11 protein-coding genes are annotated in these 10,580 nt (G+C 69.9%); 4 read left to right on the top strand and 7 right to left on the bottom strand.

Annotation, left to right across the window (positions count from 1 at the left end; translation table 11 throughout):
- The first annotated feature begins 1,025 nt into the window (after positions 1-1,025).
- Together FNX44_RS17715 and FNX44_RS17710 are read left to right on the top strand one after the other, a co-directional pair.
- Positions 1,026-1,688, top strand: coding sequence for a helix-turn-helix domain-containing protein (locus FNX44_RS17715; RefSeq protein ID WP_143649252.1), 663 nt, complete (start codon positions 1,026-1,028; stop codon positions 1,686-1,688).
- Positions 1,682-2,098, top strand: a complete 417-nt coding sequence (locus FNX44_RS17710) for a hypothetical protein (RefSeq protein ID WP_143649251.1) — start codon at positions 1,682-1,684, stop codon at positions 2,096-2,098. Before FNX44_RS17715 ends, FNX44_RS17710 begins: the two co-directional genes overlap by 7 nt.
- A 190-nt stretch (positions 2,099-2,288) precedes the next feature.
- Here FNX44_RS17710 and FNX44_RS17705 read toward each other — a convergent pair whose 3' ends face one another.
- The 6 genes from FNX44_RS17705 to FNX44_RS17680 all read right to left on the bottom strand — a co-directional run bounded on the left by FNX44_RS17705 (position 2,289) and on the right by FNX44_RS17680 (position 8,890).
- The gene (locus FNX44_RS17705; RefSeq protein ID WP_143649250.1) at positions 2,289-3,542 is read right to left on the bottom strand and encodes a hypothetical protein; all 1,254 of its coding nucleotides are present in this window, start codon (positions 3,540-3,542) and stop codon (positions 2,289-2,291) included.
- Positions 3,543-4,531: 989 nt separating this feature from the next.
- Complete coding sequence (locus tag FNX44_RS17700) at positions 4,532-4,783, bottom strand: hypothetical protein (RefSeq protein ID WP_143649249.1); 252 nt, start codon at positions 4,781-4,783, stop codon at positions 4,532-4,534.
- A 77-nt stretch (positions 4,784-4,860) separates the two neighbouring features.
- On the bottom strand, positions 4,861-5,442 hold the full coding sequence (locus FNX44_RS17695) for a hypothetical protein (RefSeq protein WP_143649248.1): 582 nt from the start codon (positions 5,440-5,442) through the stop codon (positions 4,861-4,863).
- Between the two features lie 15 nt (positions 5,443-5,457).
- Positions 5,458-6,015: a telomere-protecting terminal protein Tpg gene (gene tpg, locus FNX44_RS17690; protein WP_143649247.1), complete on the bottom strand. Its 558-nt coding sequence runs from the start codon at positions 6,013-6,015 to the stop codon at positions 5,458-5,460.
- A gap of 4 nt (positions 6,016-6,019) precedes the next feature.
- Entirely contained in the window at positions 6,020-8,122 is a 2,103-nt protein-coding gene (tap, locus tag FNX44_RS17685; RefSeq protein WP_143649246.1) for a telomere-associated protein Tap, read from the bottom strand.
- 306 nt (positions 8,123-8,428) lie between these two features.
- Positions 8,429-8,890 carry a DUF6166 domain-containing protein gene (locus FNX44_RS17680; protein WP_143649245.1) on the bottom strand — a complete coding sequence of 154 codons (462 nt, stop codon included), beginning with the start codon at positions 8,888-8,890 and terminating at the stop codon, positions 8,429-8,431.
- Between the two features lie 194 nt (positions 8,891-9,084).
- On the opposite strand from FNX44_RS17680, the gene FNX44_RS17675 reads away from it, so the two are divergent.
- Positions 9,085-9,435 (top strand): hypothetical protein, encoded by a 351-nt coding sequence (locus tag FNX44_RS17675; RefSeq protein ID WP_143649244.1) that lies wholly within the window; start codon positions 9,085-9,087, stop codon positions 9,433-9,435.
- Between the two features lie 78 nt (positions 9,436-9,513).
- Here the strand turns inward: FNX44_RS17675 and FNX44_RS17670 are convergent, their stop codons facing one another.
- Entirely contained in the window at positions 9,514-9,798 is a 285-nt protein-coding gene (locus FNX44_RS17670) for a hypothetical protein (protein ID WP_323369463.1), read from the bottom strand.
- Between the two features lie 198 nt (positions 9,799-9,996).
- Here FNX44_RS17670 and FNX44_RS17665 point away from each other — a divergent pair.
- On the top strand, positions 9,997-10,580 hold a 584-nt coding region (locus tag FNX44_RS17665), incomplete at its 3' end, for an ATP-dependent DNA ligase (protein WP_438948035.1).

Here is a 10,580-nt window from a genome sequence, read left to right as displayed (position 1 = left end):
TGTATAAGAGACAGGGATATGCCCCGGCTTGCCGGGGCATAGAGAGCGCGCCGCGCAAGCGCGGCGCCGGATTCCCCCGCAAGCGGGGGAATCGGATTCCGCAAGCGGAATCCTGAAAATGGGTACGATTCGCGCAAGCGCGAATCGTAGGACACCCGCGCAAGCGCGGCTGTCGAGGCTGACTGGAAGGGAGATGCATCATGCGTGGACCTGTGTAGCCCTTGGGAATCCTAGCAACTATCCCTGTAAGAGGCTGACGGACCATCGACCTGACAGGACGCCAGACCCTTACCGTAGTGACGGGCTCCGCTGCGCTCCACCCGGACCCCTCCTCGCCCTTGAAACCGGTTGCTCGCGCGCGCCAATACCCCGCCAGCATACACGCGAACCAGTGTCGACGGAACGGAATAAGTCGACACCATCACCCAGGCGAGCGAACGCCTAGAGGGAATGATGCATCACTGTCGTTGCCTGTGTAGAGTTTGGTTCCTAGCCGCACCACCCCTTGCCTCTGGTGCAATTCATCGGATGAATTCAGAACCGAGCGGCCTCGAATAGCTCAGTCAGAGAACGGAAGCCAGATGTGAGGACTGCTGAAATGCGGGCTGGGGCGCCCAGAGGGTGCGCACCTGGGTGCTCCCTCTGTTGGTGCCGTCAGCCTCGGGTGCCCGGACCACCCGAGGCCCTGGCGCGGCCTCGCGCGCGCGTGCGTCTTAAGGAAAAGAGGGGGCCTCGCGGAAATGTGCTCTGACCTGGGCTTTTCCGGAAGGGCATGTGTCAGCCACAACACATTGACCTGCGGAAATGTGTCCGTGGTGCCACACCGGCACCCATATTCGCCAACCCAGCTTGTACAAGTACGGATCGTTGCAGGTGGCTCCGGGTTTCTAGGGGCACGGCCCGAATCCGTTGTGTCGGCGCCGACACCAAAGCGCCACGCCAGCGTGTACAAATCTGCCAACTGAGCTTGAACAACTGCTAGCGTCCGGCGCGTACCCACAAGATCGAGGACAGGACCCCCGTCGATGCCTCCCCAGCCCAAGCGCCCTGCCGCCGGCCGCGGCAAGGGCCGTATCGCCGCCGTTCCGCCTGGTGGTGACAGCGCCTTCCGCGAGACCCTGTCCTCCAGGCTGGGCAAGGACATCAAGCCGCCGACCCGCAAACGGGCCGTGCAACAGATGGACGTCAGCGTCCGGTACACGTACCGCGCGCCCCACGACATGTACGGCCGGTCCGGCTACAGCGTCGTCTCCAACGACTTCCTCGCCGACGTCCTGGCGGTGCTCATCGCGCAGCACGGCATGTCGCCGATCCAGTCCGCGGTCCTCCTGTGGTGCATCGGCCGGCAGCGTGAGGGATGGCTGCGCGCCACGCACAAGAAGATCGCCGACAAGCTGGGCGTAGAGCGGTCGAACGTTACCCGGGCCATCGGCCGCCTGGAGCACTGGCACATGATCCAGCGCGTCGACACCGGGCTGATCTTTGTCAACCCAATGCTCGGGTTTGAGGGCAACGGAGATGTTCAGCGCGAGATCCTGGACGCGCTGCGCGACCCGCAGACTGGGAAGCTGCCCGAGGACGTCTTTCCCGCCCTCAACGCCCCGCGGCCGCCGCGCAGCGTGCAGCTGGAGCTCGGTGCCGAAGACGGGGAAGATGGAGTCGTCGAGGAGGAGGGGAAGGCATGCTGATCCAGGCCAGCGCCGGTTTCGGAATGCTGTACCGGCTGGACCTCACCAAGGCCGCCATGGAGCTGCTGAGCGCCCTCATCGAGCGCCAGGAGCCCGGCGGCGAGGTGAACGCCTCCCAAGCCGAGCTGGGGGCCCGCGTGGGCCTGTCCAGGAACTCCGCGAACACCGCGATGGCGCTGCTGGAGAGCCGGAACCTCGTACTGCGTCCCAAGGACCGCAAGTACCGGACCTACTACCTCCACCCCTACATCGCCTCCTACGCCTCCCAGGAGGAGCTGGAGGAAGCGATCGAGGACGCTGCCGAGCGCATCGAGGCCGGCGAACTGCCCGAGATCACCGCTCCGCTGTACGAGACCGCCCCGCCCAAGCGCCAGAGCCAACCGCTCCGGGCCGTCCGCGCCGCCGGATGAAGCCGAACGTCGCCGCACTCGGGCGATGACCGACCACGCACTGTTCCCCTGCTGTAAACAGATGTGCAGCAGGGGAACACGCGTCTGCTCGGGCGGCGGGCGCCCGGCGCTGTATGTAGTAGCCGTGCATAGACCTGCCCGGAACACCGCCGGCTGCTTTCACAGCTCACAGCCTCATACCACGGCGTGTCTACCTGGGGACTTGAGCTGTGATGCTCACAATCTCCGCGTCGTCGGGCAACTCCAGGCGTTCTTTGCGCGGTCCGGGGATCAGTGGGCGAGGGCCGCCGGGCAGCAGCCCATGACGTTGGAGCACCTTGGCACGGCCGCGGCACCAGGTGGTGCAGAACTTCCGGGGCCGGCGGGTGGCTTCGGGCAGGGGCTGGGTGCAGACAGGACAGGAGCCGGGCCCGGCGACCGGCCCCAGGTGCTCAAGCAGCTGGCGGATGCGCTCGGTTTCCTCTGCCGTGGCGCAGCCCGGGCGGTCGGCCCGGCCCCGGCATCCGGCAAGCAGTTCGGCGAATACCTGGCGCAGCTCGGTGAGGTCGCGGCGGCAGGCGCCCAGCAGGTCGAGGAAGTCGTCGACGGGCCAGGAGGCGAGGACCCCGGAGCGGGTCAGGTAGAGGCCGACGGTGTCGACCCGGTACCGGTCGGCGGCATCGAGCAACAGGTAGCCGGTCAGCTGCCAGGCGGTGCGCTTGGACAGCTCCGCCAGCGGGCGGCGGGCGCTCTTGAAGTCGAGCAGCAGGCCGTCGACGACGAGGTCGGCGTCGGCCGTGATCTGAGCGCCGGCGAATGTCGGACCGCCGATGCAGTCCTCGGGGCCGGTACGGGCGCGTAGGGCTTCCAGGGGCCCGTGGGCGGCCTTGTGGAGCTGGGCGGCGACGTCGGCCACGAGGTCGCTGTGCGGGAGGTCCAGGAGCCGCGTGAGGGTGAAGGCGTCCGGGTCCTCGAGGGCGGCCTTGGCGAGCGGGGTGAAGGCGAAGCCGATCGGCGTACGGGCGAGGACCTGGTACCAGGCCGCCGCGATGAGCATGCGGGCCAGGACCTCCTCTTCGTCCTGGCCGCGGTCTACCGGCAGCTCCCGGTTGTCGAGGTCCAGGCGCCGCACCGTCTCGGTGAGGCGCACCGCGAGCTCGTTGCCGACCGCTCGCATCCGCAGGCCTGCCCCGCGGGCGCCGATCCCGCCCGTGAGGTCGATCCCGATCAGGGAAGCGTCGTCGACGGGCGCGGCCGCAGCGAAGGACAGGCGCAGCCGCTGGTCGATCGCCGTGCCGACAGTGCCGGCCTCGGTGCCGACCCCGGGTGGCGGGAGCAGGACGTGATCGGCGCGGTGCTGGGCGCGGTAGCTGTCGCGCAAGGGCTTCGCGCCGGCGGACAGTTCGCGGTCCAGGAACCGGCGCAACGGGGTGTGGGGGCTTCGCAGCCCATCGACCAGGGACAAGACGGATCACCGCCGTTTCGTCGGGCGCCGCTGGGGCGCGGAGGTGTCACGGTTCGGACGGTAGGGAGGGGAACTGACACGACGTCACCCTCAGGGAGTAGCTGCGGGGCGCCGCCGGCGCGGGATTCCCCCGCAAGAGGGGCGGCGCGGTGTCTTTGTTGATGAGCAGCGGCGTGAGCATCTCGGTGGAGACGGGCTGTCACGCGTTTCTGTGAGGCGCACCGGCCTCACAGCCTTCAGCGCCGGGTAGGCGGCCCGTCTGTCACGCTGATCCGCGACGACGGGCGCGGGTCCCGTCGCGCGACGCGTGTCGAGTGGCGGGGATCGAGCGGGAGCCGGCCGAGGCGCGGATCCCTAGAGCGGCCCTGAAAGCCTTCGCTGCGGCGCCGGCGTCGCGGTGTGGACTATCGAGCAGTGGTGGGCCTTCTCCGGGGAGTTGCCCGGCGCGACGCCGCCGCCAGCCTGACCCGCGAAGCCCACGGCAGGTTCGGCCGGCGCCCGGAGGGAGGCGGTCAGCGTGGTTTCGGCGGGTCCGGGTCGCTGAGCGCCTCGCGGACGCGGTTGATACCAGTTCGCAGATCCGGTACGGCAAGGACTGACAGGGGGCCTGATCTGAGAGCGGGCTGCACGACGACCGAGCCGGTGTGCGACTGGCCGGAGGGCGCGCGGTACGACGGGAAGCGACGTTCACCTGGATGGTGCCGGGCTACGGCTCGCACGCCTCCGAGGACGATCAGTTGGGCCTCTACTCGAACACGGCGCTGTGCGGGTTCAGTTGGGCGAAGGACGAACGACCGCGCCGGGTGGAGGGCCTGCCGGACTACCCGGAGTGCCGACGCGAGTCCAGGTCGGTGCTGAACGGCCTCGGGGCCGCTGGTGACTACCAGTGGCCGCCCGGGTGGCCACCGGTGGATACGGCCGTGGCTACGATGCGGAACGCATTGACCCCGGCAGTTGCGATGCCGGGGTCAATGCGTTGTCACGGGTGGCTATCCGAGCCAGGTGATGGTGAGGACGGACAGGCGGCGCAGGGGCCTGTTCACCCAGTAGGTGAAGGACAGCTGGCCGACGGAGGCGTGGCGGATGTCCTCGCCCTCGAGGGCGGCGGCCCACTCCCGCTCGAAGGCCGGCACCCACGTCGTCGCGCGCTTGTCGGCGCGCAGTTGGGCGAGGAGTTCGGCCGGTGCCCCGGGCGCGGGGGCGTACGGGGTGACGGGTGCGTGGTCGGGCTGCGCGCTCATTTGGTCCTCCCGGCGGGTCGTCACCTCACGGTACGCGCGCCGGGTGGCCGTGGATGCGGGCATGGACGGATCCCCTCCTACTGGGTGCGCAGGGTGCGGGCGACGGCCTGGGCGTGCTTGCGCAGCGTCAGGTCCTGCTTGTCCCAGGTGGCGGCCACGTAGTTGAGGAGTTCGGCTGTGGCGCGCTCCGAGTCGCTCGGGTCGCTGGTGATGATCTGGTTCGCGACGGCGGCGAGGCTGGCGGCTGCCTCGGAGGCCGGCTCGTTCCCGTGGCCGGGGCGAGGATCGCCGGTCAGCGTCAGGGTGTACTCGTTGCCGGTGCGGGTGAGCGCGGTGATGGCGTTCAGGTTGAGCCCGAGGGATGGCTGTTCGAGGACGGCGCGCACGAAGTGCGGGTGGTTGCCGATCGCAGCGGCCACGGCGTCCCAGGCGTAGGCCACCCGCTCAGCGTCGGGCACCGGCTCCACGGTGGTCAGGGACAGCTCGAAGCCGGTGCCGTCGGCGTCGCGGAACCAGACCGTCTCGTCGCCGGGCCCGACCGGGGCGACGAAGGTGATGTGCGGGCTGGCGCGCAGCGCGTCGGCGATGCGGACGGCGTCGTGGTCGGCATCGAGCAGCGGGCTCTTGTCGCGGTCGATGGGTGGAAATTCCGTGGTCACGCTTATCGCTCCTAGTCAGTAATCCAGATCGAGGTAGTCGATGTCATTGATTTCCACGTCTGACAGTCCCATAGCGCGTGCGCCGCCGTCCTGGAAATACACTTCCTTGAACCCTTCGGCGATGATTCCGCGCATCTGCTGGTCGCTGGCCCCCGCGTCGCGGGCGTCGAAGAGGCGCTGGGCGTACTCCGGGGGGAGATGGACGGTGAGGCGGCGGAACCGGCCGTCGTCGGTCGTGCCGACCGGCGCGGTGTAGCCGAACCGGGCCCGGGTCTCCACCGTGATTCCGCCCGTGGTGGCGGCCTGCTTCTGCCGGCGCTTGCGCACCAGCGGCTGCCAGCGGGCCTTCACCGCGTCGTCGATCTTCGCGGCGACGTCGGCGCGGGCGTGCTTGCGGGCGCCGCGCCGGTACCTGTTCACGGAGTCTGCGGTGACGCCGATCTCCGCCGCGACAGCCTTCGCGCTGCCGAACTGCTTGAGCAGGAACCCGATCTGGCCTTTGAGGGTCTTGGGCGGGTCCTTGGTGAATGCCTCGCGGTCGGCCCGCTCGATCGCGTCGTCGATCTCCCCCACGGCTCTACTCCCCTTCGTCCAGGACGGCGTCGCCGCCCTTGATGTGGCGGGCCGGGTTCAGGCCCTTCTCCATCAGATCCACCGCCCACAGCATCTGCTGGACGCCTTCCAGCTTCGCCAGGCCCGGCGTGGGACCGAGGCGGAACCCGCCCGGCTGCGGCTTACCCGAGGCCGCGTACGGCAGGAAGTCCAGCGGGCTGCTGCCGGGGCTCGGGTAGACCACGCAGTCGGAGAGCACGGCAAGCGGGAACAGGCCGGTCATCGTGGCCATGTTGCGCAGCTTGCGGTGCATGTTGACGCGGGCCTTGGAGATGACGGCGGCACGGATGTCGGGGCGCCAGGTCGGCCGTTCCAGGGCCGGCCACCGCTCCCCGTCACGGTAGTGGCGGCCCTGCGGGCGCTCGCGCAGCTTGCCCACCCCGCCCTTCACCGTTGCCTTGATCGCGGCCAGCACCGCCGCCAGCGCCGGGTCGACGTCCTTGTGCCGCTCCATCGCCGCCAGGAACTGAGCGTCCGACAGGTCCCGGGTGACGCCGAGGTCGGCGAGGGTGTCGACGTAGGCGTTCTTGAGCCGGTCGTGCCACGGGTCCAGGTACGCGCCGGTCTCCCGTCGCAGGTACGCCTCGAGCGGGGCGACGTTGTAGCCGAGCTCCTGGGCGTAGGCGACGGTGTGCGTCTGGTACCAGGCCGGGCCCGTCGGGCGGGTGCCGTCCGGGGTGAACGGCGAGGGCAGGCGCGGGTCGAGCTCGATGTGGGACAGGTCGACCAGCCAGCTGCCCGGGATCTTCGGGTTGAACTGCGGGGCGTGGAAGTGGTCCGGGGCCGACAGGCCAACGACCAGACGGGCCGCGGCCGCGAGGAACGCGGTGTTCAAGTCCAGGCCGACCGCGTACGGCAGCATGCACTCCTCATCCGTCAGCAGGTCCACGTCCCGCACCCACTGGTACGCCTCCTCGTTGAGGAACCCGCCCGTCCAGCCGCTGTCCACGACGACGGGGTGTTCTGGGGTGGCCTCCGGCGGCGCCGGGTCCATCGGCTCCGTCCCGAGCGAGCCGGGGTTGTGGCCGGATACCCAGTTGCCGGTTGCTTCGTCCCGCACGGCGCGCGTGGGTGGGCGCAGCGCCGTCATCAGCTCCAGTCCCGACACGGCCGTCGATCCGCGGGGGGTGATGACCCGCTGGGCGTAGACGCCGAGGACGCGGGCGATGTCGGCCGGCTCCATCTGGGAGACGCCCGGCCAGGACCGCTCGTCGAGCGCGTCCCAGGAGAGGATCGCCAGCTGCACGCACTGCCGGTCGCGGCCCTGCGCCTTGCGGTAGATCCGCGCCCACGGCCCGAACCCCCGCTGCGTGAGCTGCCACTTCGCGCGCCCCACCTGCTTGACGACGGGGTGGTCCTCCGGCAGGCGCAGGGAGCGGCGCTGCTCGTGGCCCTCCAGGCGCTCCGGCAGCCCCAGCTTCACCGCGGCCGCCGCCGTGAGGACGATCAGCGGGTCGGAGTCCTTGCCGTAGCGGTTCAGCCTCGGCGCGCCGAGGCCGGACTCGCGCAGCGTCCACTCCACCAGCTCCGGGATCGTGGTCGCCGGACAGTCCAGCACGATCCCGTCGACGCCGTACGCGGAGCCGTCGCCGTCCAGTACGGCGAGCGGGCCGTGGGGGAAGCGCGGGTCGCGGGCGGGTGCGGCGGCCTTCTTCGCCGCCGGCCGCCGCGAGGAAGTGGGCCGCGCGGCCGGTCGGGCGGGGCGCGGCGGCGCGGCGGGAGCCTCTACCGGCGCGGTCGCTGTGGCCTCCGGCTGAGTGGGGCCGGTGACCGGCTGCGGCGCGGCCGCCGCTGCCACCGGGGCGGTGCCGGTGCCGGGCGGGGGGTACTTCGCCGCCCACCCCTTCAGCAGCCGCTGATAGGCCTCCAGCCGCGGCGACTTCGGCTCGGAGCGGCCGTTCTCGTAGTTCTTGACCGTCTGCACGGTCGACTTCAGGGCCTGCGCGAGCCGAGCCTGGGTGATGCCGGCAGCCTCGCGCAGCCGGGCGCGCTCCGCTGGGGGCGGGAGTTGGGGCTCCTCCTCCAGCAACGCGTCGATGTTCGCGAACAGCTCTTCCTCGGACGCCATGTCAACTCCTTTCGTGCCCCTCACCCTAGCACGATTTACCCCATCCTTTAGCTGCTTTTTTAACCCGAATCGGATTGACGGGGAGGGTGCGGCGTGGACATGCAAGAAGGCCGCCAGGCGGGTGCCGGACGGCCTTCGGTGAAGTCTGAACCTTGGGCGTGTGGCCTGCCCTCTACTGGGGCTACCAGGGACGACTCAAGAGTCTTCGTCGCCCAGTGTACCTACCTTCGCCCACAGCCCACAGGGGCGCTTCGTGGCGCTTCCACCTGCGGTAATGCCGTGTGAGGCTCATAGGTGCAGCAGTCGTCACAGGCTGCTACTGGTCAGTTCGGGAAGGTCAGCCAGGGCCGCGGGGAGATCGTTGGCACCCTGCTGCGCGTACCAGCCGCGGCACCAGCGCAGGACGCCGGCGCGGCTGATCCGCCACTCCGAGCAGCACTGGACCAACACATCGGCGGCGAAGTCGACGCCCAGCGCCTCGAGGATCGGGTCGATCGGCCCTCCTTCGAATCCGCAGACCCAGGGATCGCCCAGGCCCAAGGCATCGGCGAGGATCGCGTTGGCGGCCCTGCCGGGGCCGGACCCGCTGTATCCCCAGTTGAACCCGCCCAGAGCCTCAGCGTCCTTCGGGGTGAGCTCGTACAGTACGAGGTCGTCGACCTGCCGCTCGGTGGGCCCCGGCTTCCTCTTCTCCACCAGGATGCGGCACTGCCCGTTGTCATTCCCGGCCGGCTGCACACCGTGGTAGATGCGGTCCTGCTTCGTCATGGTGTCCTCCCCTTTCTCCTGCTGATCGTGACCGCACGTCGGCTCTGCCGCAGGGGCGATGACGCGCACTGCCCGGTTCCACACCCGCCAATGGCGAGAAGGTATCCGTCCCCGCGCCTCTGGCCGTTTGGTGGTACACGTTGTGCCGACGACACTCACCGTGATCGTCTTCAAGGACGTCGTCGAGGAGCCCCGTGGAGCTGGTGGAGCGGGCGCTGCCCGCGGTCGAGGAGCACGCCGACCAGGCCGCCGAGAGCGCCTGCCTGCTGGCGGACGTGGTGAGCGCTGGCGGCTGGAGCGTGGTGGCCGTCGAGGACGCCCTCACCGCGATCGAGACCCTGGCGGAGGCGCTGGGCGGGATCGTCCCGGAGCTCCGGGACGTCCTCGCTGCGGCGACCGCCGCAGCCTCCACCGCCCGGCGCCGCCTGGGTCTGCCGGTGGACACCGAGCCGGAGCCGGCCGTCGAGGGGGTGATCCCCGCCCCGCGTACGGGGCGCAGGCCCCGCCGACGCGGCCTCGGCCCCGGGTTCAAGGGCGTCCGTTGATCGGCCGCCGTTGTTCTCCGAGGTACGAGTGGAGCTTGGGGCTGGCAGCCGGTATCTCGGGCGGAGACGAGGGAGGGCTCAGCTCGGGTTCTCTGAACGCGCGGTGTCCTTGAGGTCCTGGGCTGCTCGGTAGTAGCCGTGTTCGTGAGGCAGGCCGGAGGCATAGAGCGCCGCGTCCTTTGCTGCAGCTGCCGCCCGGGCGGCCTCGCGCAGTTCTTCGCTGCGTGCGCGTTCCTCAGCTGACCACTCGATGCCCGGCTTGCCCACGCTCGCTGCGTAGGCCTCCAGTGCGGCGAACGCCGCGGTGGATCGGCGCTGGGCCTCGACAAGATCGGCGTGCTGTTCAGGATCGATGACGCTCACAAAGGGATCGTACGTCTGGTGGTCAGACATACACGCGGGCGGCTTCGGCTCGCTCTTCCCCCTTTCAGGTGACGTCGCGCGGCGATCCCCGTCTCACGCGTTCTGGCCTGGCTATCTGGCTGTCGTGTCCACTCTTCGTCGAACCGTCGCCGCCGCGCTCGGCGCGATCGCCGTTGAGATCGTGCCGGTCTCGTAGCCGTGGCCGGCGCGGGTTCGGTGGTGCTGCGGCCGCCGGTGGAGGTGATGCGTCCGCACCGAGCGGATCAGGTTCCGTCGGCTGCCGACCTGCCGGGAGGAGTCCAATACAGCCCGAAGTTGGACGGATTCCGGTGTGTTGCCTTCGTGCTGGAGGACGGCCAGGTCGTGCTCCAATCACGCGCCGGCCGTCATCTCGAGGATGACTTCCCTCAGGTGGCTTCTGCCCTCGCTCGACAACTTCCGGTAGGTGTGGTCCTCGACGGCGAGTTGTGCGCCTGGGACCGGGGGAGGTTGGCGTTCGAGGCGTTGCTGCGTTCTCGTCGAGGCCGGGACGCGGCCGGTATCCCCGTCACGTTCGCTGCCTTCGATGTCCTGGCGGTTCCTGGCCGGGACCTCCGAGCGCTCCCTCTGCGTGAGCGCTGGGCGCAGCTGGAGGTGCTGCTGCGGGGTGTGGTGCCTCCGGTGGAGCGGGTCTTGGCGACCACGGACCGTGCGGTTGCGATGGAGTGGTGGACGTCGTTGTCTGCGGTGGGGGTGGAGGGTTTGGTGTGTCGCGGCTTGGCGACGCCGTATCGGGTGCGTCG

The organism is Streptomyces alkaliterrae (assembly GCF_007097205.2).
Taxonomy (GTDB): Bacteria; Actinomycetota; Actinomycetes; order Streptomycetales; family Streptomycetaceae; genus Streptomyces; species Streptomyces alkaliterrae.
Note: the sequence above shows the minus strand (reverse complement) of the source record. Positions and strands in the feature narration are given on the sequence as shown.

Coding starts and splice junctions, on each gene's coding strand:
- FNX44_RS17715 (WP_143649252.1), top strand. CDS start 1,026: ATGCCTCCCCAGCCCAAGCGCCCTGCCGCCGGCCGCGGCAAGGGCCGT.
- FNX44_RS17710 (WP_143649251.1), top strand. CDS start 1,682: ATGCTGATCCAGGCCAGCGCCGGTTTCGGAATGCTGTACCGGCTGGAC.
- FNX44_RS17700 (WP_143649249.1), bottom strand. CDS start 4,783: ATGAGCGCGCAGCCCGACCACGCACCCGTCACCCCGTACGCCCCCGCG.
- tap (WP_143649246.1), bottom strand. CDS start 8,122: ATGGCGTCCGAGGAAGAGCTGTTCGCGAACATCGACGCGTTGCTGGAG.
- FNX44_RS17680 (WP_143649245.1), bottom strand. CDS start 8,890: ATGACGAAGCAGGACCGCATCTACCACGGTGTGCAGCCGGCCGGGAAT.